A 25,266-nucleotide genomic window follows, 5' to 3' on the forward strand; every position below is an offset into this window, starting at 1 on the left:
GTTCCTTGTTGCTATTCCTTATTGCTGACAATCACGCGCAGGCAATCTAAGCGCCAGCTCGCTTGTTGCAACTGTTGCAGCGCTTGCTGTTGCAATTGCTCAAGTGCGGTCACTTCGTCCTGACGGATATTTTTATTCACTGCCTGAAGTGCGGTCAAGCGTTGGTATTCGCCGTTCAGTTGCTGTTCGGCGTTGCGTTTTGCCTCTTCAATCAAGGCGTGCGCTTTGGCGCCGATCAGATTGTCGCCCCGTTGCAACGCATGTTCAACCGCACTTCGCGTCATTTTCACCACTTTGTTCGCCATATTTTTGCCGATTGGCTTGAGTTGTTTTTGTAACGCACTCACCGCCACTTTATCCGACAAATCATTGCCTTTGCTGTCGAGCAACAAGCGAATCGGGGTCGGTGGTAAGAAGCGGGTGAGCTGTAACGCCGGCGGCGCTTGCACTTCCACCACATAAACTAGTTCCAGTAGCAGCGTGCCAGCCGGTAGCGCTTTGTTAATCAGCAACGAGACCGCACTTTTGCCGATGTCGCCGGCGGTAATCAAATCAATGCCGTTGCGGATTATCGGGTGATCCCAGGTCAAAAATTCCAATTCTTCGCGCGCCAATGCCAAGCGGCGATCAAAGGTTACCGTGCTGCCGTCCTCTTTCAAGCCCGGGAAATCCGGCACCAGCATGTGCCCGGTCGGGTGAATGACAATGCTTTTCTCGCCCAAATCTTCCTGCTCCAAGCCGATAATATCAAACAGGCTGAGGCTGAATTGAATCAAATCGGTGCTGGCGTCATCGTTGGCAATCTCGGCGGCAAGCTGTTGTGCGCTTTCGCCGCCGTTGGAATTCAGTTCCAACAAACGATCACGTCCTTGTTCCAACTCAAGTTTCAGTTGCTCGCGCTGTTGGCGCGTGGTTTTAACAAATTGGGCGAAATCGTCGCCGTCTGCTTCGTCGGTTAAAAACGCCTGCAAGCGCACTTTTTGTTGTGCGAAAATCGCCGCCCCCATCGGGCAGGTTTCTTCAAACGCATTCAAGCCGTCGTGGTACCACTGCGCCAACAATTGTTGGCTGCTGTCGGCAAAAAACGGCACATAAATTTGAATATCGTGTTGCTGCCCGATCCGATCCAAACGCCCGATACACTGCTCCAATAAATCGGGATTGGTCGGCAGATTAAACAGCACCAAATTGGACGCGAACTGGAAGTTGCGCCCCTCCGAACCGATGGTCGAACTGAGCAAAATCTGCGCGCCCTCTTCCGCTTGGGCAAAGTAGGCGGCGGCTTTATCGCGCTCAATGATACTCATTTTTTCGTGGAACACCGCGGCGCGAATGCCCTCTTTCTCACGCAAAATTTGCTCCAACTGAATCGCAGTATTGGCGTGCTGGCAAATCAGCAGAATTTTTTCCTCACGCCGATTTTTCAGGAAAGTGATCAACCACTCAATCCTTGGATCAAAATCCCACCACGCCGCACTCGGATTGAGTTTTTGGAACAGCATTTCCGGATAGAACAGCACGTCGGCGGCGACCTCTTCGCCCAACATATTCCACACCTTGAGCGCGTTTTGATACTGCTTCGGCAGTTCCAATTTGATTTGGTGCAAAGTGCGGTTCGGGAAGCCTTTCACCACTTGGCGCGTGTTGCGAAACAGCACGCGGCTTGTGCCGTGACGGTCAATCAGATTGCTGATCAGCTCTTGTCGTGCCGCCGTTTGTTGTTCGCAGGACGATTGCTTGCCGTTGATGATTTTAAACAGCGGCTCAACGTCTTGCTCGGACAATAGCTCGGCAATGCTGTTTTGCTCAACCGCACTTAGCGTGTTGTCATTTAACAGGGTATTGACCGCGTCGGCAACCGGTTGATATTGTTGCTGTTCTTGCACAAATGCGGCGTAATCGTAAAAACGCTCGGGATCGAGCAGTTTCAATCGGGCAAAATGGCTCTCTTGCCCCAATTGTTCCGGCGTGGCGGTCAGCAGCAGCACTGACGGAATCTGTTGCGCCAGCGTTTCGACCAGTTGATATTCACGGCTCGGTTGCGCTTCGCTCCATTGCAAATGGTGCGCTTCATCGACAATCAGCATATCCCAATCGCTTTGGCACAACTGCGCGGCACGTTGCGGCTGTTGCACCAGCCAATCGAGCGAACAGATCACCAACGCTTCGCTATCAAACGGATTTTCTAATGCCGTCTCAACCGCACTTTCATTATTCCGCCGATCAAAATCTTGGCTACGTTCTTCGTCAAACAGCGAAAAATTAAGGTTAAAACGGCGCAGCATTTCCACCAGCCATTGATGTTGCAAGCTTTCCGGCACCAAAATCAGCGCACGCTCCACCTTGCCGCTGAACAGTTGCTGTTGCAAAATCATGCCGGCTTCAATGGTTTTGCCCAAGCCGACTTCGTCCGCCAGCAACACGCGCGGCGCAATCCGATGTCCGACTTGGGTGGCAATGTGCAACTGGTGCGGGATCAAACCGGCACGAATGCCGCGCAGCCCACGCAACGGCGATTGGAACTGTGCCTGTTGATGAACAAGCGCTTGATAACGCAGGTTAAAATGCTCGTTGCGATCAATTTGCGCGGCAAATAACCGCTCTTGCGGCTTGCTGAAAGAGATATTGTGATCCAGCTCCATTTCCCGCAATACCGCACTTTCGCCGTTATCCAAACGAATCCCGTGATAGCTCAACACCCCTTGCTGTTCCGCAATGTGCTCAATCTGCAACTGCCAACCCTCGTGGCTTTTGATTTTATCCCCCGGCGTAAACTGCACGCGCGTTAACGGTGCGGAAGCAAAGGCATACACCCGTTGTTCATTTGCCGCCGGAAACAGCAGGCTGACCGTGCGTTGCTCCACACCGACCACCACACCCAGCCCTAATCCGTTTTCACTTTCGCTGATCCAGCGTTGTCCTATCGCAAATTGTCCTGTCGCAAAGGTTGTCATGTCCGCCTTATTACCCATGTTGTTGCCTGTATTTGAAAGGCGCTGATTATAGAGGAATCCGGCAATTTATTTAACGTTTTTATCAGAAAAATTTCGCTTAGTGATTTTTTAATCTAAAAGAGCGCAATTCCAATGCAAAAGCTGGCGAATATTATCCAAATTTTAGCTAAAATCGGGTTACTTATGTAAAGATGTGATATATAATTTCCAAAAATCATTCGCTTATCTAGGAATCCATTAACGTGAGTATTGTAACTAAAGCCAAAAACGAACTATTTTCCGGTTGGACCCATTTCGAAATCGTCTGGATCGCTCTGTTTTTAAGCATCCAAATCGCCATTTTCGTTATCCAACCCGATTCGATAATCGCTACCATTGCCGCAATCAGCGGCATTTTATGCGTCATCTTTGTCAGTAAGGGCAAAATCAGTAATTATATTTTCGGTTTTATCAGTGTGACTTGCTACGCCTATATTTCCTATACCTTTAAATTATATGGCGAAATGATGCTGAATCTGTTGGTGTATGTGCCGGTGCAATTTATCGGTTTCTATGTATGGCGCCGCCATATGCATATCAAAACCAGTGCACAAACCGACCAATACGAAGAAGTGATCGCCAAGGCATTAACCCTGAAACAGTGGGGAATTGTGATTTCAGCCGCGGTAATCGGAACTTATGCCTACATTCAACTGCTGCACAACTTGGGCAGTGCCTTGCCGGCATTGGACGGCGTAACCGTGGTAGTTTCGATCGTGGCGCAAATTCTGATGGTGTTGCGTTACCGTGAGCAGTGGGTGTTGTGGATTGTGGTCAATCTGCTAACCGTCAGCCTATGGACGGCAATGTGGATTAAAAACGGCGAAACCAGTTTGCCGTTATTGGTGATGTATATCATGTATCTGTGGAACTCGATTTACGGCTACCACAACTGGGCGAGAATGGTCAAAACCCAGCAAACCGCCTAATCACTTCGCTGTGCAGGCGTTATCGTCTGCACACGCTTTCCCCTAAAATTTCAAATAAAAGGCGTTGGTTAACGCAATAAAATCCGGGTGATAGTGATTATCCGCCTGATAAATCACAATTTCACTACGCTCAGTTTGTGCCTGAACCGCACTTCGATCGAATAATCTGAATTCCAGCAAAACCCGCTGCGGCGCTTTGCCCTGCTTGGTGATCACCTCACACCATTTCGCACAGTAAAGTGCGGTCTGCGCGACTTGTTGCTGCAAATGCCGCGCCATTGCATACGGCAACACCCACGCGATTTTGCCGTTAGGATTGAGCATGTTTTGCGCCGCCAACAGCCACGCCAAATGTCCGTTTTCCGCCATGTAACGCGCGGTTTGCCGTTCCGTATTACGGCAATCGACGCCGATATGAAAATACGGCGGATTGGAAATAATCAGGTCAAAGTGCGGTTGCGCCGCTTCCGCATACGCAAACAGATCTTGATTAAGCACGGCAATCTGCTGCGCCCACGGGGATTCGATAACATTTTGCTGCGCTTGTTGCGCCGCCTGCGGATCGAGTTCAAGTGCGGTAATCTGATAGTCTGCGTTTTCTTTTGCCAAACGTTGCGCCAGCATTAATGCCAGCAACCCGCTGCCACAGCCCATATCCAACACCGACCGCACTTGCCCAATCTGCGCCCACGCACCAAGCAAAATGCTATCCGTGCCCACTTTCATCGCACAACGATCATGGGCGACGGTAAACTGTTTGAAACGAAAACATGGCACGGTGATAACAGTTATAAGATTAGGCTCTGCGCCATGTCGTGCCGTTTGCGCCGTCTTCCAACACAATCCCCATTGCCGTCAGTTTATTGCGTGCTTCGTCTGCCGCCGCCCAGTTTTTATCGGCGCGCGCTTGGTTGCGTTGCCGAATCAGGGCTTCGATTTCAGCCACTTCGCCATCGTCGGAACCGGCTTGCAAAAACGCTTCCGGTTGTTGATATAAAATCCCCAATACGTCGCCCAATTCACGCAAACGTGCGGCTAAACCGTCGGCTTGGCTTGGATGTTCCTGTTTGGCTTTATTGACCGCCCTTGCCAGTTCAAACAGCACCGACAATGCATTCGGCGTGTTGAAATCATCGTCCATCGCCTCGTTGAACGCCGCCACAAACGCTTCGCCGCCGCTGGCGACCGCACTTGGATCGGTGTCACGCAACGCGGTGTATAAACGTTCAAGTGCGGTATGCGCCAAGTTCAGGTTCTCTTCGCTGTAATTCAACTGACTGCGGTAGTGGGCGGTCAGCAGGAAATAACGCACACTTTCGCCGTTATAGTGTTTCAGCACCTCACGCACAGTGAAGAAATTGCCAAGCGATTTCGACATTTTCTCTTTGTCGACCATAATCATGCCGGAGTGAATCCAATAATTGACATAATCATCGCCGTGGGCACAGCAGGATTGCGCAATTTCATTTTCGTGGTGCGGGAACATCAAATCCGAGCCACCACCGTGAATATCAAAATGCGCACCTAATTCTTTATGGTTCATCGCCGAACATTCGATATGCCAGCCCGGGCGACCGTTGCCCCACGGTGAAGCCCAACTCGGCTCATTCGGTTTCGACATTTTCCACAGCACAAAATCCATCGGATTCTGCTTAATCGCGGAAATCTCAATGCGTGCGCCGGCTTGCAATTGCTCCAAATCTTGACGTGACAGCAAACCGTATTTGGCAAAACTCGGCACAGAGAACATCACATCGCCGTTATCCGCCACATAAGCATGCCCGCGTTCAATCAGTTTTTGTACAATCGCAATAATTTCCGCAATATGGTGCGTGGCGCGCGGTTCGCTGTTCGGCGCTTGGATATTCAACGCGTTGAAATCATTGTGCATTTCCACCACCATACGATCGACCAACTGCTCGCAACTTTCGTTGTTTTCCAACGCACGCTTGATGATTTTATCGTCCACATCGGTGATGTTACGCACATAATTCAGTTGATAGCCACTGTAGCGCAAATAGCGCGCGATCATGTCAAAACAAACGAAAGTGCGCCCGTGCCCGATATGGCAGTAGTCGTACACGGTCACGCCGCAGACATACATCCCGACTTTATTCGGCTCAATCGGGGTAAACACTTCTTTCTCTCGTTTTAAGGTATTATAAATTTTTAACATGATTTCACTCTCTAGACCGCACTTTGACTTCGTCAGCGGCGGTAATTTGGCTGTTTTTATCGAATTTTTTGTGGAATAATAACGCGACTTTTTATCACCGTTATAGGAAACAATTATGGTAACGCTACACACCAATTTTGGCGACATAAAAATCGCATTAAACACTGAAAAAGCCCCAATTACCAGCGAAAACTTTTTAAATTACTGCAAAAAAGGCTTTTATGACAACACCATTTTCCACCGCGTGATCGACGGCTTTATGATTCAAGGCGGCGGCATGCAAGTCGGCATGAAAGAAAAAGCCACCGACGCGCCGATCCAAAATGAAGCCGGCAACGGGTTAAGCAACAAAAAAGGCACGATTGCCATGGCGCGCACCAACGATCCGCACTCCGCCACAGCACAATTTTTTATCAACGTCGCCGATAATAACTTCTTAGATTACCGCGCCAAAACCCTATACGATCGCGAAGTCGTGCAAGAGTGGGGCTATGCGGTGTTCGGTGAAGTGGTTGAGGGCATGGACGTAGTGGAAAAAATCCGCAAAGTCAAAACCGGCAACCACGGCTTCCACCAAGATGTACCAAAAGAAGATGTGATTATTCAGTCGGTGACGGTTGAGTAAATGGTATTAGCAAGATTAAGTCGGTTAAAACCGGCTGAGATTGCTGATAAACTGACTTCCCTCCCTCCGTATACGGAGGGAGGGAAATTATTCGAGAAAGAGACGTTGTCAGCAGTCTGAGCCAGTTAATGCCAGCTTTTTTCTTGAATAACTCAGAGAATTTAAAATGAAACGTTTTTTCACGTTATTAGTATTAACTACATTATTAACTGCTTGCAGTATTGATGTGCCGTTTGTGCCGCTGATTTAGTTTCTAAGATTGGAAGCCGTCCCAATCTATAAAAGTTAAAAACCATTTAATAAAAAATCTATCGCATTTTTAATGAGCTGTCATTGCGATAGTAAACTCTCCACTTCCTCCCCAGCTTGTTCTACCCCCGCGGATGAAACTGTTGGTGCAGTTTCTTCAACCGCTCTTTGGCGACGTGGGTGTAGATTTGGGTGGTGGAGAGATCGCTGTGTCCGAGCAGCATTTGCACCACCCGTAAATCCGCACCGTGATTGACCAGATGGGTGGCGAAGGCGTGGCGTAACACGTGCGGTGAAAGGGCGTTTTGATCAATTTGCGCCAGCAACGCATAATGTTTAATCCGGTGCCAAAAGGTCTGACGGGTCATCATCGTACCGCGCAAGCTGGGAAACAGCACATCGGAGCGTTGCCCTTTCAACAATAACTGCCGTCCATATAAAATAAACTCTTGAATCCAGTAACTCGCTTCCTCGCCCATCGGGACTAACCGCTCTTTGTTGCCCTTGCCGATCACCCGCACCACGCCTTGATTGAGGCTGATATTGTCCACATTTAAGCTAACCAATTCGGTCACGCGTAAGCCGGTGGCATACAGCAATTCCAACATCGCTTTATCGCGCAATTCCAACGGCTCATCGGTTGTCGGCGCATTGAGCAAATCGGTGACTTGAGCTTCGCTAAGGTATTTCGGCAAACGCGACGGCAGTTTCGGCGAGGTTAAAAGTGCGGTTGGATCATCACTGCGGTATTTTTCGCGGTACAGATATTGGAACAGTTTGCGCAGTGCACTCAACATCCGTGCCGAACTGGTGGCTTTATAGCCTTTGGCAAGCCGTTCGCCAAGAAAGGTTTGCAGGTCGATATGATCGAGGGTTAATAATGTCAGTTGCTGCGCATTCAACCATGTGCAAAGTGCGGTCAAATCCAAACGGTATGAAGCAACGGTATTTTCGGACAAGCCTTTTTCCAGCCAAAGCTCATTGAGGAATAAGTCTGTCAACATAGAGTCTTTCATTTTTTTCCTCAATAATATCCAATGATTAAGCCTATTTTAGAGGGGCGAAAGCCCCTCATACCGGCAATTAATCCTCGCCCCACACCTCTTGCGCAATTTCTTCCACCAACCGCACTTTTGCCCATTGCTGCGCTTCGGTCATCAGGTTGCCCTCTTCGGTGGAGGCAAAACCGCATTGCGGGCTGAGCGCCAGTTGTTCCAAAGGGACATATTGCGCCGCTTGTGCGATGCGATCTTTGATCAGTTGCTTATCTTCCAATTCCGGGAATTTGGAAGTGATTAAGCCCAACACCACCCGCCCTTTATTGCCTTTGAAGTGTTGCAACGGCTCGAAGCCGCCGGAGCGTTCATTGTCATATTCCAAGAAATAACCGTCAAACGTGGTTTGTCCGAACAATTCTTTGGCAATCGGATCGTACGCGCCACTGAGCATATAAGTGGATTTATAGTTGCCGCGGCAAACATGGGTGGTGATTGCCATATCCGCCGGTTTCTGCGCCAACACCGCTTGCACGTTCGCCAATGCAATCGCTTTATTTTGCTCGAAATCGTCCGCATTCGAATCGTTGCACAGATGTCCCCAATAGACATCATCGAACTGTAAATAGCGACAACCCGCTTCATAAAATGCCAACATCGCGTCGATATAGGCTTGTTGCACATCTTTCGCCAATGCTTCTTTCGTCGCATAAATTTCCGGATTGAACACATTTTTGTGCATTAACTGGTTCGGGCTTGGAATGGTGAATTTCACCACCGCACGCCCGTTGACGATACGATTCAGCGATTTGAAATGTTCAAGGAACGGATGTGCTGGATTCCATGACACCTTGCCACAGTTGCGGATATTGTAACGGCGCACTTGCACCCCGTGGAATTGATAAGCCTGCTCCGGTTCATAACCTTCGATTCCGTTTAATCCTTCCAGAAAGTCGATATGCCACCAAGAACGGCGGAATTCCCCGTCGGTAATCACTTGCAGACCAGCGGCAAGCTGCGCTTCAACCAGTTTAGCCACTTCTTGTTCTTCCAAGAGGTTCAATTCGCTGCGGTTAATTTTGCCGGCATTAAAATCAGCACGTGCTTTTTTCCAAGCCTCGCTACGTAAATAACTGCCGACGGTATCGGCGTGTAACGGTAAGGTTTTGTTTGTCATGTTGGTTTCCTTTTTAATGCGAAAAATCAAATACAAAAATCGTGGTAATCCTGCGGATCAACCTGCTGCAAAAATTGTTTGGTGCGCTCCTGTTGCGGGCGGCTGAAAAACACTTTTGCTTCACCCTGCTCCACAATCTTGCCTTGATCGATAAAAATCACCCGATCCGCCACTTCCTGCGCAAAGCGGATTTCGTGGGTGACGATCACCATCGTCCAGCCCTCTTTCGCCAGCCACTTCAAGGTGTGCAACACTTCGTTGACCAGTTCGGGATCGAGGGCGGAAGTCGGTTCGTCCAGCAAAATCACTTCCGGCTGCACTGCCAGCGCCCGTGCGATACCGACCCGTTGCTGCTGCCCGCCGGACAGTTGCGACGGATACAAATCCAGTTTATCGCCTAACCCGACTTTTTCCAACAAGGTTTTGGCTTCCTGCCGTGCTTGGGTCGGGGCTTTTTTCTGCACCACAATCAGCCCTTCCATCACATTTTCAATCACGGTGCGGTGCGGAAACAAATTGTGCTGTTGAAACACCATCGCCGTGCGGCGGCGCAGTTGCAAGGTTTGTTGTTTACTGATTTTCTGGGCAAAATCGATCTGCAAAGTGCGGTCACTGAATGCCAATGTGCCTTGATCCGGCGTTTCCAACAGGTTCAAACAACGTAAAAAGGTGGTTTTGCCCGAGCCGGAAGGGCCGAGAATCGCGATCACTTCGCCTTTTTCCACTTGCAAATCAATCCCTTTCAAAATTTCATTGCCGTGAAACTGTTTATGGATATTTTTAACCTGTAACATGATTTTATCCGTAACGTGAAAAATGTTTTTCCAGTCGCCCTTGTGCCAGCGATAGTACAAAGCAAATCAGCCAATAAATCAACGCCGCTTCACTGTAAATCCACAGGAATTCATAGGTGGTCGAGGCAATATTTTGCGCCTCACGAAACAGTTCGGTGACCAATACGGTGGAAGCCAGCGAGGTGTCTTTCACCAAACTGATAAAGCTGTTCGACAGCGGCGGCACGGAAACGCGCATTGCCTGCGGCATAATGCTGCGACGGAAAGTCTGGGCATAGCTCATACCAATAGAATACGACGCTTCCCATTGCCCTTTCGGAATCGACAAAATCGCCGCACGAATGGTTTCCGAAGCGTAGGCGCCGATATTTAAGGAAAAGGCGATCACCGCCGACGGAAACGGATCAAGCTTGACGCCGATATTCGGCAAACCGTAGAAAATAATAAACAACTGTACCAGCAATGGCGTGCCGCGAATAGCGGAAACATAAATCCGTGCCAGATAATAACCAAGCGAATACAGCGGATTGGTGCGCGGAATCACTCGAATCAGCGCAATAAAGAACGCAATGATCATGCCGAACAAAAACGACAGCAAAGTCAACGGAATGGTATTGGCAATTGCGCCGCGCAACATCGGCCAAAAAGCGTCGATTAACATCGACGCTTGTTGTTCATCTAAAAACGGCAGGGCTGACAACAGATTATTCAGTGACGTCATCGCCGAACCATTGGATTGACAAGGCTTTCAAGCTACCGTCCTGGCGCATTTCGCCCAAAGTGCGGTTGAAATCGGCGACGACTTCATCATTACCTTTTAAGAATACAAAACCTGAGCCGATTTTATTCTCATCTTTAAATGCGATTTTCAAACCGGCGTTCGGTTGTTGTTTCAGGTAATCCAAAATCGCCAACTGCCCGTTTAAGGTGATGTCGGCACGTTTTTGTTTCACCAGCTCCAATGCCGGCGCCATGCCTTCCACCGGCAGGATTTCCGCGCCGTGTTCTTTTGCCAATACATAGTAGCTGCTGTTGATACTTTGCGCCGATTTTTTGCCTTGAATTTGCGCAAGTGCGGTCAGATCGTCCGCATCGGCTGGCGTCACGACCACCGAGCGCTCAAAGTTATACGGCTCGGATAACAGATATTTTTGTTGGCGTTCCGGATTGGTTAAATCGACCTGATTGGCAATAATATCAAAGCGTTTGGCATTCAACCCGGCAAACATCGCGTCCCATTGGGTTTCAAAAAATTCCACTTGCAAACCTAAGCGTTTTGCGACTTCACGCGTCACTTCCACATCAAAACCGGTCAATTTGCCGTCTTTATCGTGAAACGTGAACGGAGGGTAAGTGCCTTCGGTGCCGACACGCAATGTTTTTGTCATCGCCAACGTGTCAGCCAATGTGGTTTCTTTTTTCTCACTGACACCGCTTTGCTGCGCTTGGTCACAGGCACTCAAACCAAACGCCGCAATGGCAAACGCAAAAATTGAAAAGAGCTTTTTGTTTAATTTCATTTTGTTATATCTCTGTTAGTTTTAAAGCAAAAATTCAGGGGCACAGTATAATAGATTGCGCGTAATCCGCCTATACTTACATTTTCTAAGTTATAACTTTTTGCTATAAAAATCGATAGCCCGCGCTAATGCAAAAACCGCTTTATTTCCCCGGCACAACAATTTATACTACGCTTCTAGTGCCAACAAGGAACTAGGACCATGCAAACATCATCTGAACATAACCGCACTTGCCCACTCATCAGCACCGTTATGCGATCCCCGCATAACCTACCGCCGTTATTTTCATTTGATCATCAATCCTCAGCTATTGGGGATTTTTTTTGTCTAAAATTCAGCCTCCTCCGTTCCTGTGCGCTTCCCTTTTCATCTCATTCACGGAGTAACCGCAATGCAACACGTTCGTACTTTTAATACCTATATTCGCGATGAAATTATCAAAAAAGGCGGCTGGGTTAATTCCCATGCGCACGCCGACCGTGCATTCACCATGACCCCGGATAAAATTGATATTTACCGCACTTGCAACCTACAACAAAAATGGGATTTGGTGGACGAAGTGAAGCGCAATTCCAGTATCGACGACTACTACGCCCGTTTTTGCCAAGCGATTGAAATGATGATTCAACAAGGGGTGACGGCATTCGGTACGTTTGTGGATATTGATCCGGTGTGTGAAGATCGCGCCATTATCGCCGCCCACCGCGCGCGTGAAGTGTATAAAAACGACATTATTTTGAAATTTGCCAACCAAACCTTAAAAGGCGTGATCGAGCCGACCGCACGCAAATGGTTCGACATCGGCGCGGATATGGTCGATATGATCGGCGGCTTGCCGTATCGTGATGAACTCGATCACGGACGCGGCGAAGAAGCGTTTGATATTCTGATGGACGCGGCAAAATCGCGCGGCATTATGTGCCACGTTCACGTCGATCAATTCAACACCCCACGCGAAAAAGAAACGGAAATGTTGTGCGACAAAACCATCGAGTACGGTATGCAGGGACGCGTCGCCGCCATTCACGGCATTTCGATCGGCGCGCACCCGAAAGAATACCGCTATCAGCTTTATGCCAAAATGCGCGAAGCGCAACTGATGATGATCGCCTGCCCGATGGCGTGGATCGACAGCAACCGTAAAGAAGACCTCATGCCGTTCCACAACGCCCTGACTCCTGCCGATGAAATGATCCCGCAAGGCATTACGGTGGCAATCGGCACGGACAATATCTGTGACTACATGGTGCCGTTATGTGAAGGCGATATGTGGCAAGAACTCAGCCTGCTTGCCGCCGGCTGCCGCTTCCCGGATATCGAAGCAATGATTAACATCGCCAGCGTAAACGGTCGCAAAGTGCTGGGATTAGATTAATCCTTTTACCATAGCCGAAATTTCATCCAAAGGACAACCAAAATGCTTAAACTTTTCACCGTTCCCGGCAACGTAAAAAGCCGTTCATTTTCTCCTTTCGCTTACAAAGCTGAAGCCCTGCTTGCCTTGGCTGGAGTGGATTACCGCCTTGAATATGTGGCGGATTTTTCGCAAATGCCAAAAGGCAAAGTGCCGGTGTTGCAAGACGGTGAGACGTTGATTGCCGACAGCGAATTGATTAAAGCCTATTTGAGCGAGCATTTTTCGCTGAATGCTGACCGCACTTTGAGCGTCGAGCAGCACGCGGTGGGGCGTGCGTTTCGGGTGATGTTGGAAGAGCGCACCTATTGGGCGGGGGTGTACGCACGTTTTCTTGACCCTGCGGGCGACGATTTTTTGCTGAAGCAAATATTAGGCGGTGCGCCTAGCGAAATGAAACCGGTCATCGCCGCCGCCATGCGTGAAAACGTGCGAAACGAAATGCACGGACACGGCATAGGTCGCCATTCAGCGGCGCAGATTTACGCCTTTGCCATTGGCGATATCGAGGCGGTGCTGACGTATTTGGGCGACAAGCCGTTTTTCTTTGGCAATACGCCGACCACGATTGACGCAACCATCGCAGGGCTGTTTTCCAATTGGCTGTCGAATGATTTTGCTTGGGCAGTGGGCGATTATTTGAGAAGCAAACCGCAAGTGGCGGAGTATGTGGCAAGGTTTGAGAAAATGGTGTTTGGCGGATAATTGACGAGATAGGTAAATGCCGTCTAAAACCGCACTTTGCTTGTGCCAAGTTTCAGACGGCATAATTTTTCTAATGCCAATCCCTTTTCCTTCCGCTGCCGATACAGCCAATCTCTAATCCCTTCAATATGATAGGCAATTCCCCATGTGCCGATGTGCGCCACGCCGAGATTGGTGTTACAGGGGCTTTTAATTGGGTGGGCAGTGTGTCTGATTTGATGGCGGCAGCGGTTACTTTTTGTCGTACGACGTGGGTTCACTGAGGGCGGTAATGCTTTTGATACTAGCGAAGGCAGAGGTGAAAAGTGCGGTGGCGAGTAGAGCCGTGAATGGTTTTATTTTAAACATGGCGCGTTTCTTGATTGCGTCTAACGATGGAAACGATGGAAACGTTGAATATTAAAGATACCCGGATATTAATATTGAGCAACCCATCGTCTGATTGTTTGGATAAACAAAAATAACGGGAGACCGCGGAAAGCGATTGATGATGTCGGACGTAAAATTCAACCGCGTGTTGTTTAAAGGCTTGGTTGTATTTCATCATAAAAATCCGCACCTTAGTCAGTTAGTTTTGCCGTCCAACTTTTGGGGTGCAGGGCATGCAAAAGTGCGGTTTGCTTTTGAAACGCTAATTAAATAGTGACGTAACGACCAAAACCCAGACAATACTGCTCAACGGCCCCAATAAACCCATCGAAACACCGCCCAACCTAAATTCTGCCTGCTTAATCAAGCCGGTACTGAACGCAATCGCATTCGGCGGCGTGGATACCGGCAGCAACAAGGCACAAGAGGCGCTGAGCGCAATCACCAACGGCAACACGGCCGGGCTAAAACTGCCGCTGGAAATACTCATCAAAGATAAAGCAATCGGCACTAAAATCGTTGTCGCCGCCGTATTACTCATGAAATTAGACAGCAATACCGTAATAAAGCCAAACAATAGCATCAACAGATAGAAATTAATCTGTACATGGCTGAGTTGATCGACAAAATGGCTGGCAAGTTCCTGCTCCTGAATTGCCATCCCCAGCGCTAAACCACCGGCGACCAACATCAAGGTATCCCACGGTAATTTACGCACATCATCCGCGTCCAATACGCCTAACATTGTCAACACCACAATCGGAATACCGGATACGGCGGCAATCGGAATCGAAAACCATTTTGAGGTTAGCCAGAAAAACAGGGTTACCGCCAGTACCGAGATCATAATCATCTTTTGCAAGCGTAACTCTTTCGCCACAAAACGATCACCCTCTTCTTCGGTATTATCCGGCAAAGCAAATTGAATATTCATCGCTTCCTTGCTAATCCGGTAACGGCGTAATAAGATTTTCCAAAAGAAGTAAATCAGAACAGTGGCAATCGGAATTCCGATAATCATCCACTCTAAAAATGAAATTTGGATTCCGACCGCTTCCAATGCCCCGACCGCAATCGCATTCGGCGCAGAACCGATAATTGTCCCCATTCCACCGATCGACGCCGCCGTTGGAATGCCCAATAGCAAGGCTTTAGAGAAATTGGATTTTTTATCCAACGAAGCAAAAATCGGGCTGACCGTGGCAATCATCATCGCCGTGGTCGCCGTGTTGCTCATCAACATTGAAATCACTGCTGTGGTCGCCATCAGCCCGAGCAAGATAAAGTGCGGTTTTTGACCGAATTTTGGCAGCAGCTGTTTTAATAACGCCTCATCTAAGCGAGTCTTTTTCATGCCCTCGGCAAGAAAAAATCCCCCCAAAAACAACCAAATCACCCCGTCGGACCAAGTTTGCACATAGCGCATGGCGTGTTGATTTTCGTCCGTCCCCATCACCACCACCAAATAACCAATCACCAAAATCCCGACCGAAAACGGCGGAATTGCTTCTGTCATCCAAAGTGCGATTGCCATAAACAGCAATAACAACACTAAGTTTTGGGTGCGGGTGAAGCTCGGATCAGACAACCAATACATCATGCCCAAACCGAATAAAACCGAAAGAAAAAATTGAATCACCTTACTCTGTCTCGCCAACGCAATCGGGTAAAGGGTTAATTTTTTAAGCGAATAATAACGTGAATCCGACATAATCTATTCCCAATAATGAACAATGGATCTATTTTAGAGGGAGCATGTCATGTTAGCCAAATCATATGAAGCTAAACTGTTAATGATCTCACAGATTATTTCTTGCGATAACAATTGGATAGTCAAATGTTAACGACTAACTTACAAAACTTGTCATAAACAATAACTTAAACGCATGATTTGATGGCGATAAAAAACCCCGGCAGATCATTCTACCGGGGTTTAAAAACAGTAACGTGTGTTAGGCTTAAACCAGCGCAACCTCTACCGCAGCCGGGCCACGTTGTGAATCTTGTACGTTAAATTCAACTTTAGCCCCTTCTTCCAAGGTTCTGTAGTTATTACCAAGAATTCCGGAAAAGTGAACGAACAGATCTTTGCTGCCGTCTGCCGGAGTAATAAAACCGAAGCCTTTAGTTGAGTTGAACCATTTTACGGTACCAGTTAATTTAGACATAATGTCATCCTTAATATAATCAATTTAATTTAATTTATTTTGCTTAACGCAAAGGGAGTTGCTAGTAACTTGAACTTAGATAGAGATTGGTATTCAAAGACTTTCAGGAAAACAAAATAAATTTGTTATTAAAGGAAGTGCCACAAATATCGAACTTAAATAAACTGTCGTTTAGCTGAGGCGCATTAGAACACGATTATTCTGGCAATACAAGAAGTTTCTGCTCTTTAGTGAAAAATAAAATTTCATGGCACGCCCTACAGGATTCGAACCTGTGACCTACGGCTTAGAAGGCCGTTGCTCTATCCAGCTGAGCTAAGGGCGCATTATAGTTGGATATTATGGGAGAAAAAGAAGTGGTCGGCGAGATAGGATTTGAACCTACGACCCACTGGTCCCAAACCAGTTGCGCTACCAAGCTGCGCTACTCGCCGACAAGTAGCGTGCATTATAAAAGCCTGAATTTTTTCGTCAATCGTTTTTTGCTTTTTTTGGTTTAGTCGCTTATTTTTTGACGGGTTCAGGCTTACAATAACCGCACTTTTCTGCCAAAATGGCTTTTTTACGATTTTAGCTTATTTTTATCACGTTAAAAGGACGGGCCATGTCAGCGCAACTTATTTCAGGCACGCAAATTGCCAAACAAATCAAAACGGAAATTGCCGAAAAAATTACCCGGCGGCTCGCCGAAGGCAAACGCGCACCGGGTTTGGCGGTGATTTTAGTCGGGGCTGATCCGGCGTCGCAAGTGTATGTCGGCAGCAAACGTAAAAGTTGCGCTGAAATCGGTATTCACTCCAAATCTTATGATTTGCCCTCCGACACCAGCGAACAAGAACTACTGGCGTTGATTGATCAGCTCAATACTGACGAAAGTATCGACGGTATTTTGGTGCAGTTGCCGTTACCGGCGCAAATTGATTCCGCCAAAGTGATTGAACGGATTACCCCAAGCAAAGACGTGGACGGTTTCCACCCTTACAATGTCGGGCGTTTGTGCCAGCGTATTCCTTTACTACGCGCTTGCACCCCTTACGGTATTATCCAGCTGTTACAAACAACCGGGATTGATCTGTACGGACAACACGCCGTAGTGGTCGGCGCCTCCAATATCGTCGGTCGCCCGATGGCACTGGAATTATTGCTTGCCGGTTGCACTGTCACGGTAACTCACCGCTTTACCAAAAATCTGGAACAGCATGTACGCCAAGCGGATATTCTGGTGGTCGCCGTCGGCAAACCGCACTTTATCCCGGGCGACTGGATTAAAGCGGGCGCGGTGGTCATTGATGTCGGTATCAACCGTACCGAAAACGGTTTAGTCGGTGATGTGGATTTTGCCTCCGCCGCCGAAAAAGCCGGCTTTATCACGCCGGTGCCGGGCGGCGTCGGCCCGATGACGGTGGCAATGTTGATGAGCAACACGCTGTATGCGTGTGAGCACTACCATTCCTGATTTGTTGCACAACGATTTTTAACACAGCCAGACTGCCTAACAACAATGGAGCGTTTAAGATGAAAAAAAATTTATTTTATTTAAGCAACACCGTTTTTATCAGTTTATTCATGGCGGCTTGTTCCGGTGGCGGTGGTGGTAGCAGTTCAAATGCGAATATCGATAATTCCATTCCAAATAACCAAACGAGATTACCAACCCAAACCGGCGGCCAATATATTTTTACCGATGAAAACGATCAAACTTCTTTCGGTAATCCGAATTCCAACAGCTTAGATTCGATTACCGTTGCCGGACGCACCTTTGATTTGGCATTAAACGGTAAATCTGACGGTATTTGGAGCATAAAGAGTAGTAACGATATAGATGATAATTACTACTGTTGTAATAATTTACAATATGTTCGCCTCGCCTCCGTCGATGACTCTGGAAAAGATGTAGCATTACACCTCTATCATGGGTTTGTTACGCCTATCGGTAATATGCCCTCAGGAACAGCAACGTATCAAGGCGAAGCAATTTATCTGCCTTCAACAGAAATTGCTGATAATAGCTATATAATTGATAAGGGCTATAACGAGGTGTTAGGTAATGCCAATATCAGTGTTGATTTCGGTGCAAAAACACTGAGCGGAAGATTATTATCCGGCACACAACGACAGTATGATTGGGTGCACGAATTTGATTCCTCAGGCACTATCATCAAAGAAGGCAATAAAATAACCGAAGTAAACCCCGGTGATGCCAACTATGTCACCCCGATTGAAATTGTGAACGGCAAAATCAACGGCAATCAATTTACTGCAACCGCACTTGCGGCAACAGAAAAAGAATCGGCTAACGTTAGCGGTCATTTTTTTGGTCCTCAGGCTGAAGAACTGGGGGCGATGATGGACAGTGGTAATAACGATGATAACTGGGGCGGCATGTTTGCCGGCAAGAAATAATTCTATGCCCAACCAACAACGGAGATTAGCATATGTTGAAAAAACGATTACTGATTACAGCCTGCGCAGCCGCATTAACCGCCTGCTCAACGAATACCGCTGACAGCGGTATCCGCGTGAAAGACTACCAAGAACCGGTGCTTGCCGCCAAATGGGTGCAATACCAGTGTGAAGCCGGAGTTGATCAGCAACGCGCCGAAGCCCGTTACCATTTTGGCGAAGCGACTGCGGTGGCGCAAGTCAAATTGGGAACAGAGATCTTAACCTTGGATTATGACGGCGAAAAATCCAATCGCGAAACTACCGTGTTCAGCGTGGATAATTACAGTTGGTCGATTAGCAATAAATTTGCCAGGCAAAAACCGGAATCGGAAGAAAACGGCTTTTTAACCGTCAGAAAAGTCGAAACCGTCAATGCAACCAATATTGAAGTGGAAGAAATTCTGAAAAAATCCTGTTTCCCACAGAAATAACCGACTCACATAAAAGTGCGGTTGACAAAAAAGCCGCTATCGGGGCTTCCTCCGATAGCGGCTTTAAACTGCCTTAAAGCGAAGTCACCGTCGCTTTCGGTTTTAACCAATACACTGCCAGCGTAGAAATCAACATCACGGCGGCGGCGCCAAGATAGAGATCTTTTGATTGCCAGCCTGCGTCGAGCAGATAACCGGCTAAGATAGGGGCGAAGATTGCGCCGAAGCGTCCGACACCAATAGAGAAACCCACGCCGGTGCTGCGGATTTCGGCTTGATACAGACTCGGGTTAAGGATATACAAACCGCTGATACAGCCGTTAATCAAACTGCCGATTAACACACCCAATATAAACGCAAAACCGACGCTTTGCAGGGAAAACACGAAGCCGACAATCGCAATGCTTGCCAAAACGCCAAACACGATCAGAATATGGCGTGCCGTCCAACGGCTGGCGAATAAGCCGAAGGTTAATGCGCCGCAAGTACCGCCGAGCGATAACATCATGCCGACGCTGATACTTTCATTTTTCGACATGCCGGCTTGTTCCAACAACGCCGGTGTCCATGAGCTGATAAAATAAAAGCTGAACATAATGGTGAAAAATGCCGCCCATACCAATAAAGTAATTTTCAAATAATTTGGTGAGAACAGTTCTAAAATACCGCGCGGTTGTTGTTGGCTTTGCGTTTGTTGTTCTAACGTCCAATCGCCTTGTAATTTTAAGCGTTTGGCGATTTTTTGCAGCCGCCCAAGGGCGTTTTTCGGTTTTTTACTCATCAAGAAGTCGATCGATTCCGGCAGGAATGACCAAATCACCAGCAAGCAGGCGCCGGTTAATGCCGCCCCGACAAAAAATACCGATTGCCAGCCGTAACCGGCTTGTAAAAAACGTGCCGACATGCCGCCTAACACTGCGCCGATACCGAAACCGGCGGCGTACAGGCTGATTGCCAAGCCGTGCCATTTGCGTGAAGAATATTCGCTGACGATCACGTTGGTACAGGCTAAAATACTGCCCACACCTAAGCCAGTAATAACACGCCAAACAGCTAATTGATAGTGATCGCCGGCAAAACCGGACAACAACATACCGACGGTGGATAACAGCACAGAGACCAATAATAATGGACGACGCCCGAATTTATCCGCCAGTGGGGCTAAAAACAGCGAACCGATGGTCATGCCAACCAAGCCTGCGCTGAGTAAATAGCCCACTTGCGCGCCGTCTAAATTAAATTCCGTTTTGATCGAAGAAGCGGTAAACGCCATTGCCAGCACATCAAAACCGTCCAATACGTTTAATAAAAACGCCAACAGCACAATCCCCCATTGAAACGGGCTCATTGCACTTTTGGCAATCGCGTGTCTTAAATCCATTTGTGTTGTCCTTAGGCTTAAAAAATCAGTCAAAAAAGAAATAAAAAATTAATTCAAACTGGGCTGACGGAGATCGACCAATTGCTGCAACTTTTTCAAAATAACATTCAACACCACGCCATAGGCAGGTACGAAAAACAGTAAACCGATAAACAATTTAAACAAATAATCGACAAAGCCGAGCGTCAGCCAGTTTTCCGCCATAAACGGATCACTGCTTTGATAAAAGGCGATCGCAAAGAACATCAGCGTATCGCAGGCACTGCCGAAGGTCATCGAACAGCTCGGCGCAATCCACCAGGTTTTGAGTTGGCGTAAGCGATTGAATACTAACACGTCTAACAGTTGCCCGAACACATAAGCGGCAAAACTGGCAATCGCTATGCGGAAGACGAACAGATTAAAGGTCGCAAGTGCGGTCAGCCCTTGAAATTGTTGGTCGACAAACAGCGTAGAAACCAGATAGCTGATCATCAATGCCGGAATCATCACCATAAAAATAATCTGGCGCGCCTCTTTTGCGCCGAACACGCGCACGGTCAGATCGGTAGCTAAAAAGATAAACGGGAAAGTCAGCGTCCCCCACGTGGTGTGAAAGCTGAAATCGCTGAACGGCAACCGCACTTCAAAGGCGTATTGCACCAGATAATTGCTGGCGGTGATAATCAAAATATGGAAAAAACTAAGAATAATTAACGCATTGCGTTTTTGTTGTGTGCTAAAAAGCGAAGAGGCTGAAAACATAATAATACCTTTTTGTTGTGTTTGGGGGCGAGGGAACCCAAATAAAATGATAAATTGTATAAAGCTTAAATTGTATAAAGAGCGGTGATAATACGGATTTTTGTGCAAAAGGCAAGCGGAATGAATATTTGAGTTTGACCGCACTTTGCTATACACTATTGTCCCGTCCTGATAAGACTTTCTTATCTCAAAATCATCTCATTCACAGACTGGATTTCAAATGGCTACCAATTATATTTTTGTGACGGGCGGTGTCGTATCTTCCCTCGGTAAAGGTATTGCTGCGGCATCTCTTGCGGCAATTTTAGAAGCGCGTGGCTTAAACGTCACGATGATGAAACTTGACCCTTATATCAACGTCGACCCGGGCACAATGAGCCCAATTCAGCACGGTGAAGTGTTCGTGACCCAAGACGGCGCGGAAACCGACTTAGACTTAGGGCATTACGAGCGCTTTATCCGCACCAAAATGACCAAGCGCAACAATTTCACCACCGGTAAAATCTATTCCGAAGTGTTACGCAAAGAACGTCGCGGCGACTATTTGGGCGCAACCATTCAGGTGATTCCGCATATCACCAACGAAATCAAAGCGCGCGTGATTGACGGCGCAGCCGATCATGACGTGGCGATTGTCGAAGTCGGCGGCACGGTCGGTGATATTGAATCGTTACCGTTCTTAGAAGCCTTACGCCAATTGGCGGTGCAAGTCGGACGCGAGCGCACCTTATTTATGCACCTGACGTTAGTGCCGTATATCGCCGCCGCAGGCGAATTGAAAACCAAACCGACCCAACACTCGGTGAAAGAGTTACTTTCCATCGGGATTCAACCGGATATTCTGATTTGCCGTTCCGATCGCAGCATTCCGGCGAATGAACGCGCCAAAATTGCCTTATTCTGTAACGTCCCGGAAAAAGCAGTAGTGTCGCTGAAAGATGTCAGCTCGATTTACCAAATTCCGGCAATGTTGAAATCACAGGGCTTAGATGACTATATCTGCCAACGTTTCCATTTCGACTGTCCGGAGGCGGATCTGAGCGAATGGGAACAGGTGTTATACCGCGAAAGCAACCCAAGCAATGGTGACGTCACGATTGGCATGGTCGGCAAATATATCGAACTGCCGGACGCATACAAATCGGTGAACGAAGCCTTGAAACACGCAGGTTTAAGCAACCGTTTAAGCGTGCATATCAAATATATCGACTCGCAAGACATCGAATCCAAAGGCACCGATCTGCTGAAAGGCTTGGACGGCATTTTAGTGCCGGGCGGCTTCGGCTATCGTGGCGTGGAAGGCAAAATCATGACCGCCCAATACGCACGTGAAAACAACATTCCGTATTTGGGCATTTGTCTGGGAATGCAGGTCGCTCTGATTGAATACGCGCGCAATGTGGCACGTTTAAGCAACGCCAACTCGACCGAATTTGACAAAAACACGCCGTATCCGGTGGTCGGTTTGATTACCGAATGGCAGGATGCCGAAGGCAACGTCGAAACCCGTAGCGAAAGCTCCGATCTGGGCGGCACAATGCGCCTGGGGGCACAACTTTGCCACTTGATCGAAGGCACCAAAACGCACGAGATTTACGGCGCAGACACCATCGAAGAACGCCACCGCCACCGCTATGAAGTGAACAACAATTTATTACCGCAAATCGAAGCGGCGGGCTTGAAAGTCAGCGGTTTGTCGGCGGATAAGAAATTGGTGGAAATCATCGAAATCCCGAACCACCCGTGGTTCGTCGCGGCGCAATTCCACCCTGAATTCACTTCAACCCCGCGCGACGGACACCGCTTATTTAGCGGATTTGTTAAAGCTGCGAAAGAACATCAGAAAAAGTAAGTAATTTGTTAAAATAAAAAAATAATTCGGTGCAGGAATCGTCATTCCTGCACTTTTTACAAGACAAATAAAACAAATCCCTTTAGTATATAACACAGTTTTTTAGTATTGATTTTAGTTTAATCACAAGAGGAAAATACAATGGCAAAAATTGTTAAAGTAATTGGTCGTGAAATTATTGATTCTCGCGGAAATCCGACGGTTGAAGCAGAAGTGCATTTGGAAGGTGGCTTCGTTGGTTTAGCGGCTGCGCCATCAGGTGCATCGACCGGTTCGCGCGAAGCGTTGGAACTGCGTGACGGCGACAAATCGCGTTTCTTGGGTAAAGGCGTGTTGAAAGCGGTTGAAGCGGTAAACGGTCCGATTGCAAGTGCGGTTGTCGGCAAAGATGCGACAAACCAAGCCGAAATCGACCAAATCATGATCGATTTAGACGGTACTGACAACAAATCCAAATTCGGCGCGAATGCCATTTTGGCGGTATCATTGGCGAATGCGAAAGCCGCGGCGGCATCCAAAGGCTTGCCATTGTACGCACACATTGCCGAATTAAACGGCACCCCTGGCGTTTACTCCATGCCTTTACCGATGATGAACATCATCAACGGTGGTGAACACGCTGACAACAACGTCGATATTCAAGAATTTATGATTCAACCGGTCGGTGCGAAAACCTTGCGTGAAGCATTGCGTATCGGTGCGGAAGTATTCCACAACTTAGCAAAAGTATTGAAAGGCAAAGGTTTGAACACGGCAGTGGGTGACGAAGGTGGTTTCGCCCCTAACCTGGCGTCTAACGCTGACGCATTGGCATGCATCAAAGAAGCGGTGGAAAAAGCCGGTTATGTGTTAGGCAAAGACGTGACCTTAGCGATGGACTGCGCCTCTTCTGAGTTCTACAACAAAGAAACCGGCAACTACGAAATGAAAGGCGAAGGCAAAACCTTCACTTCTCAAGAGTTCACGCATTACTTAGAAGAATTGACCAAACAATACCCAATCGTCTCTATCGAAGATGGTCAAGACGAATCCGACTGGGAAGGTTTTGCTTACCAAACTAAAGTATTGGGCGACCGTGTACAATTGGTCGGTGACGATCTGTTCGTAACCAACACCAAAATCTTAAAAGAAGGTATCGACAAAGGTATCGCCAACTCCATCTTGATCAAATTCAACCAAATCGGCTCTTTGACCGAAACCTTGGCGGCGATCAAAATGGCGAAAGATGCCGGTTACACCGCGGTTATCTCTCACCGTTCAGGCGAGACCGAAGATGCGACTATCGCCGATTTAGCGGTCGGTACCGCAGCAGGTCAAATCAAAACCGGTTCAATGAGCCGTTCTGACCGTGTTGCCAAATACAACCAATTAATCCGTATCGAAGAAGCGTTAGGTGCGAAAGCCCCGTTCAACGGCTTGAAAGAAGTGAAAGGTCAAGCGTAATTATTACCTTAGCTAAATGAAGAAAAGGTTGTTTGAAGCGATTCAGACAACCTTTTTCTTTATCGAAAAGAGGAGGGCAATATATGTTCTATTTAGCATTGGAAGATCAACTGTTTATCGGACAAACAAAGCAGGTCGGCACCGGATCGGAACAACATGATCACCTCTCGGTAATCTTTGAAGATGACGGCGAAACCGGTTATTTTTATGCTTTGGATACCCGCCAAGCCATGCCGATTGTCGATTCGCTGCACATTTATAACGCAAGTGCGGTCAGCGAAAAAGAAACAGCACGCAAGTTACAAATCTGCTGGTCGCAAGGCGGCGATTTTGCCTTATTGCTGATTAATGATTATCCGCACGCCGCTTTTGATTTCGTCAAATTGATTGCCTACAACCACAGCAAATATCCCGAACCGGAATTCGGCAGTCTGTGGTCGCGCAAAGTGATTGACGATGAATTAGTCAAACACTGGCTGGCATAAGCACGCATTTATGCAAAGTGCGGTTGCTGGCGGTGATCTGCACCCCAAAAGACAGAAAAATCCTTAAACTTTCTCAGTTTAAAAAAACAAGGCATTAGCGATCTTTAAGTCAAAATTTTGATCTTTGTCACATTTGGAATAAAAATCGAGTCAAATTTCAAAAAAGAGAGGGGAAAAATGGAAGTACGGTTTAGCCGCACTTCAAGCTGATGACAAAGTCCCTTTCTCTAATCATTTCCCTCCCTCCGTATACGGAGGGAGGTGTCCGAAGGACGGAGGGAGGCATAAATCATTTTAAAAATGAATATGTTGTATTTTCATATTACTCCTCCCTCCCCATTTTTCTTGCGAAAAATGGTACTCCCTCCGCA

General features: G+C 47.7%; 24 protein-coding genes and 2 tRNA genes. 11 read left to right on the plus strand and 15 right to left on the minus strand.

The genetic code is table 11. From position 1 onward, the window contains the following. Window positions 1-11 precede the first annotated feature (11 nt). A complete protein-coding gene (gene rapA / locus ACWA50_RS01650) occupies window positions 12-2,972 on the minus strand; it encodes an RNA polymerase-associated protein RapA (protein ID WP_431053603.1) in 2,961 nt (986 codons plus the stop codon). 224 nt (window positions 2,973-3,196) lie between these two features. Between rapA and pnuC the strand changes: the two genes are divergently transcribed. Then, a complete protein-coding gene (gene pnuC / locus ACWA50_RS01655) occupies window positions 3,197-3,922 on the plus strand; it encodes a nicotinamide riboside transporter PnuC (protein WP_431053604.1) in 726 nt (241 codons plus the stop codon). A 42-nt stretch (window positions 3,923-3,964) separates the two neighbouring features. Here pnuC and ACWA50_RS01660 read toward each other — a convergent pair whose 3' ends face one another. Both ACWA50_RS01660 and cysS read right to left on the minus strand, forming a co-directional pair. After that, a complete protein-coding gene (locus tag ACWA50_RS01660; protein WP_449343126.1) occupies window positions 3,965-4,648 on the minus strand; it encodes a tRNA1(Val) (adenine(37)-N6)-methyltransferase in 684 nt (227 codons plus the stop codon). A gap of 70 nt (window positions 4,649-4,718) precedes the next feature. Then, window positions 4,719-6,098, minus strand: coding sequence for a cysteine--tRNA ligase (cysS, locus tag ACWA50_RS01665; RefSeq protein ID WP_431053606.1), 1,380 nt, complete (start codon window positions 6,096-6,098; stop codon window positions 4,719-4,721). A 115-nt stretch (window positions 6,099-6,213) separates the two neighbouring features. Between cysS and ACWA50_RS01670 the strand changes: the two genes are divergently transcribed. Together ACWA50_RS01670 and ACWA50_RS01675 are read left to right on the plus strand one after the other, a co-directional pair. Next, a complete protein-coding gene (locus ACWA50_RS01670) occupies window positions 6,214-6,723 on the plus strand; it encodes a peptidylprolyl isomerase (protein WP_431053607.1) in 510 nt (169 codons plus the stop codon). Between the two features lie 166 nt (window positions 6,724-6,889). Further along, window positions 6,890-6,973, plus strand: coding sequence for a lipoprotein (locus tag ACWA50_RS01675; RefSeq protein ID WP_431054268.1), 84 nt, complete (start codon window positions 6,890-6,892; stop codon window positions 6,971-6,973). Between the two features lie 121 nt (window positions 6,974-7,094). On the opposite strand, the gene xerD is transcribed toward ACWA50_RS01675, so the two are convergent. The 5 genes from xerD to ACWA50_RS01700 form a co-directional block, all read right to left on the minus strand. Further along, the gene (xerD, locus tag ACWA50_RS01680) at window positions 7,095-7,988 is read right to left on the minus strand and encodes a site-specific tyrosine recombinase XerD (RefSeq protein ID WP_431053608.1); all 894 of its coding nucleotides are present in this window, start codon (window positions 7,986-7,988) and stop codon (window positions 7,095-7,097) included. Window positions 7,989-8,055: 67 nt separating this feature from the next. Then, window positions 8,056-9,144: a 5-methyltetrahydropteroyltriglutamate--homocysteine S-methyltransferase gene (locus ACWA50_RS01685; protein ID WP_431053609.1), complete on the minus strand. Its 1,089-nt coding sequence runs from the start codon at window positions 9,142-9,144 to the stop codon at window positions 8,056-8,058. 26 nt (window positions 9,145-9,170) lie between these two features. After that, window positions 9,171-9,938 (minus strand): amino acid ABC transporter ATP-binding protein, encoded by a 768-nt coding sequence (locus ACWA50_RS01690; protein ID WP_431053610.1) that lies wholly within the window; start codon window positions 9,936-9,938, stop codon window positions 9,171-9,173. A 4-nt stretch (window positions 9,939-9,942) separates the two neighbouring features. Next, window positions 9,943-10,659 (minus strand): amino acid ABC transporter permease, encoded by a 717-nt coding sequence (locus ACWA50_RS01695; protein ID WP_431053611.1) that lies wholly within the window; start codon window positions 10,657-10,659, stop codon window positions 9,943-9,945. Beyond that, window positions 10,643-11,458, minus strand: coding sequence for an amino acid ABC transporter substrate-binding protein (locus tag ACWA50_RS01700; RefSeq protein ID WP_431053612.1), 816 nt, complete (start codon window positions 11,456-11,458; stop codon window positions 10,643-10,645). The genes ACWA50_RS01695 and ACWA50_RS01700 overlap by 17 nt, the downstream gene beginning before the upstream one ends. A gap of 391 nt (window positions 11,459-11,849) precedes the next feature. Here ACWA50_RS01700 and ACWA50_RS01705 point away from each other — a divergent pair, with 391 nt between their 5' ends. Further along, a complete protein-coding gene (locus tag ACWA50_RS01705; RefSeq protein ID WP_431053613.1) occupies window positions 11,850-12,833 on the plus strand; it encodes an amidohydrolase family protein in 984 nt (327 codons plus the stop codon). A gap of 42 nt (window positions 12,834-12,875) precedes the next feature. Beyond that, window positions 12,876-13,577: a glutathione S-transferase family protein gene (locus ACWA50_RS01710; RefSeq protein WP_431053614.1), complete on the plus strand. Its 702-nt coding sequence runs from the start codon at window positions 12,876-12,878 to the stop codon at window positions 13,575-13,577. A gap of 23 nt (window positions 13,578-13,600) precedes the next feature. Here ACWA50_RS01710 and ACWA50_RS01715 read toward each other — a convergent pair whose 3' ends face one another. The 5 genes from ACWA50_RS01715 to ACWA50_RS01735 all read right to left on the minus strand — a co-directional run bounded on the left by ACWA50_RS01715 (window position 13,601) and on the right by ACWA50_RS01735 (window position 16,548). Further along, the gene (locus ACWA50_RS01715; RefSeq protein WP_431053615.1) at window positions 13,601-13,837 is read right to left on the minus strand and encodes a hypothetical protein; all 237 of its coding nucleotides are present in this window, start codon (window positions 13,835-13,837) and stop codon (window positions 13,601-13,603) included. A 371-nt stretch (window positions 13,838-14,208) separates the two neighbouring features. Continuing rightward, window positions 14,209-15,546: an SLC13 family permease gene (locus ACWA50_RS01720; RefSeq protein WP_449343127.1), complete on the minus strand. Its 1,338-nt coding sequence runs from the start codon at window positions 15,544-15,546 to the stop codon at window positions 14,209-14,211. Between the two features lie 358 nt (window positions 15,547-15,904). Further along, window positions 15,905-16,114, minus strand: coding sequence for a transcription antiterminator/RNA stability regulator CspE (cspE, locus tag ACWA50_RS01725; RefSeq protein WP_431053617.1), 210 nt, complete (start codon window positions 16,112-16,114; stop codon window positions 15,905-15,907). A gap of 248 nt (window positions 16,115-16,362) precedes the next feature. Continuing rightward, window positions 16,363-16,439, minus strand: a tRNA-Arg gene (locus ACWA50_RS01730). Between the two features lie 32 nt (window positions 16,440-16,471). After that, window positions 16,472-16,548 (minus strand) — tRNA-Pro (locus tag ACWA50_RS01735). 170 nt (window positions 16,549-16,718) lie between these two features. On the opposite strand from ACWA50_RS01735, the gene folD reads away from it, so the two are divergent. From folD to ACWA50_RS01750, 3 genes are read left to right on the plus strand one after another with little or no spacing between them, the layout of a single operon-like run. Next, on the plus strand, window positions 16,719-17,570 hold the full coding sequence (gene folD / locus ACWA50_RS01740) for a bifunctional methylenetetrahydrofolate dehydrogenase/methenyltetrahydrofolate cyclohydrolase FolD (protein ID WP_431053618.1): 852 nt from the start codon (window positions 16,719-16,721) through the stop codon (window positions 17,568-17,570). A gap of 59 nt (window positions 17,571-17,629) precedes the next feature. Beyond that, window positions 17,630-18,517: a transferrin-binding protein-like solute binding protein gene (locus tag ACWA50_RS01745; protein WP_431053619.1), complete on the plus strand. Its 888-nt coding sequence runs from the start codon at window positions 17,630-17,632 to the stop codon at window positions 18,515-18,517. 32 nt (window positions 18,518-18,549) lie between these two features. Beyond that, window positions 18,550-18,990, plus strand: a complete 441-nt coding sequence (locus ACWA50_RS01750; RefSeq protein WP_431053620.1) for a hypothetical protein — start codon at window positions 18,550-18,552, stop codon at window positions 18,988-18,990. A gap of 73 nt (window positions 18,991-19,063) precedes the next feature. Here ACWA50_RS01750 and ACWA50_RS01755 read toward each other — a convergent pair whose 3' ends face one another. Beyond that, window positions 19,064-20,371, minus strand: a complete 1,308-nt coding sequence (locus ACWA50_RS01755) for an MFS transporter (protein ID WP_431053621.1) — start codon at window positions 20,369-20,371, stop codon at window positions 19,064-19,066. A gap of 48 nt (window positions 20,372-20,419) precedes the next feature. Then, window positions 20,420-21,115 (minus strand): 7-cyano-7-deazaguanine/7-aminomethyl-7-deazaguanine transporter, encoded by a 696-nt coding sequence (locus ACWA50_RS01760; RefSeq protein ID WP_431053622.1) that lies wholly within the window; start codon window positions 21,113-21,115, stop codon window positions 20,420-20,422. A gap of 220 nt (window positions 21,116-21,335) precedes the next feature. Between ACWA50_RS01760 and pyrG the strand changes: the two genes are divergently transcribed. From pyrG to ACWA50_RS01775, 3 genes are all read left to right on the plus strand, one after another. After that, complete coding sequence (gene pyrG, locus ACWA50_RS01765) at window positions 21,336-22,967, plus strand: glutamine hydrolyzing CTP synthase (RefSeq protein ID WP_431053623.1); 1,632 nt, start codon at window positions 21,336-21,338, stop codon at window positions 22,965-22,967. 141 nt (window positions 22,968-23,108) lie between these two features. Continuing rightward, window positions 23,109-24,410 carry a phosphopyruvate hydratase gene (gene eno, locus ACWA50_RS01770; RefSeq protein ID WP_431053624.1) on the plus strand — a complete coding sequence of 434 codons (1,302 nt, stop codon included), beginning with the start codon at window positions 23,109-23,111 and terminating at the stop codon, window positions 24,408-24,410. 83 nt (window positions 24,411-24,493) lie between these two features. Further along, a complete protein-coding gene (locus ACWA50_RS01775) occupies window positions 24,494-24,895 on the plus strand; it encodes a DUF2251 domain-containing protein (RefSeq protein WP_431053625.1) in 402 nt (133 codons plus the stop codon). Window positions 24,896-25,266: the final 371 nt, after the last annotated feature.

Source organism: Testudinibacter sp. P17/SS/0325 (assembly GCF_053570765.1).

Coding starts and splice junctions, on each gene's coding strand:
- rapA (WP_431053603.1), bottom strand. CDS start 2,972: ATGGGTAATAAGGCGGACATGACAACCTTTGCGACAGGACAATTTGCG.
- ACWA50_RS01660 (WP_449343126.1), bottom strand. CDS start 4,648: ATGAAAGTGGGCACGGATAGCATTTTGCTTGGTGCGTGGGCGCAGATT.
- cysS (WP_431053606.1), bottom strand. CDS start 6,098: ATGTTAAAAATTTATAATACCTTAAAACGAGAGAAAGAAGTGTTTACC.
- ACWA50_RS01670 (WP_431053607.1), top strand. CDS start 6,214: ATGGTAACGCTACACACCAATTTTGGCGACATAAAAATCGCATTAAAC.
- ACWA50_RS01675 (WP_431054268.1), top strand. CDS start 6,890: ATGAAACGTTTTTTCACGTTATTAGTATTAACTACATTATTAACTGCT.
- xerD (WP_431053608.1), bottom strand. CDS start 7,988: ATGAAAGACTCTATGTTGACAGACTTATTCCTCAATGAGCTTTGGCTG.
- ACWA50_RS01685 (WP_431053609.1), bottom strand. CDS start 9,144: ATGACAAACAAAACCTTACCGTTACACGCCGATACCGTCGGCAGTTAT.
- ACWA50_RS01690 (WP_431053610.1), bottom strand. CDS start 9,938: ATGTTACAGGTTAAAAATATCCATAAACAGTTTCACGGCAATGAAATT.
- ACWA50_RS01695 (WP_431053611.1), bottom strand. CDS start 10,659: ATGACGTCACTGAATAATCTGTTGTCAGCCCTGCCGTTTTTAGATGAA.
- ACWA50_RS01700 (WP_431053612.1), bottom strand. CDS start 11,458: ATGAAATTAAACAAAAAGCTCTTTTCAATTTTTGCGTTTGCCATTGCG.
- ACWA50_RS01705 (WP_431053613.1), top strand. CDS start 11,850: ATGCAACACGTTCGTACTTTTAATACCTATATTCGCGATGAAATTATC.
- ACWA50_RS01710 (WP_431053614.1), top strand. CDS start 12,876: ATGCTTAAACTTTTCACCGTTCCCGGCAACGTAAAAAGCCGTTCATTT.
- ACWA50_RS01720 (WP_449343127.1), bottom strand. CDS start 15,546: ATGATGTATTGGTTGTCTGATCCGAGCTTCACCCGCACCCAAAACTTA.
- cspE (WP_431053617.1), bottom strand. CDS start 16,114: ATGTCTAAATTAACTGGTACCGTAAAATGGTTCAACTCAACTAAAGGC.
- folD (WP_431053618.1), top strand. CDS start 16,719: ATGTCAGCGCAACTTATTTCAGGCACGCAAATTGCCAAACAAATCAAA.
- ACWA50_RS01745 (WP_431053619.1), top strand. CDS start 17,630: ATGAAAAAAAATTTATTTTATTTAAGCAACACCGTTTTTATCAGTTTA.
- ACWA50_RS01750 (WP_431053620.1), top strand. CDS start 18,550: ATGTTGAAAAAACGATTACTGATTACAGCCTGCGCAGCCGCATTAACC.
- ACWA50_RS01755 (WP_431053621.1), bottom strand. CDS start 20,371: ATGGATTTAAGACACGCGATTGCCAAAAGTGCAATGAGCCCGTTTCAA.
- ACWA50_RS01760 (WP_431053622.1), bottom strand. CDS start 21,115: ATGTTTTCAGCCTCTTCGCTTTTTAGCACACAACAAAAACGCAATGCG.
- pyrG (WP_431053623.1), top strand. CDS start 21,336: ATGGCTACCAATTATATTTTTGTGACGGGCGGTGTCGTATCTTCCCTC.
- eno (WP_431053624.1), top strand. CDS start 23,109: ATGGCAAAAATTGTTAAAGTAATTGGTCGTGAAATTATTGATTCTCGC.
- ACWA50_RS01775 (WP_431053625.1), top strand. CDS start 24,494: ATGTTCTATTTAGCATTGGAAGATCAACTGTTTATCGGACAAACAAAG.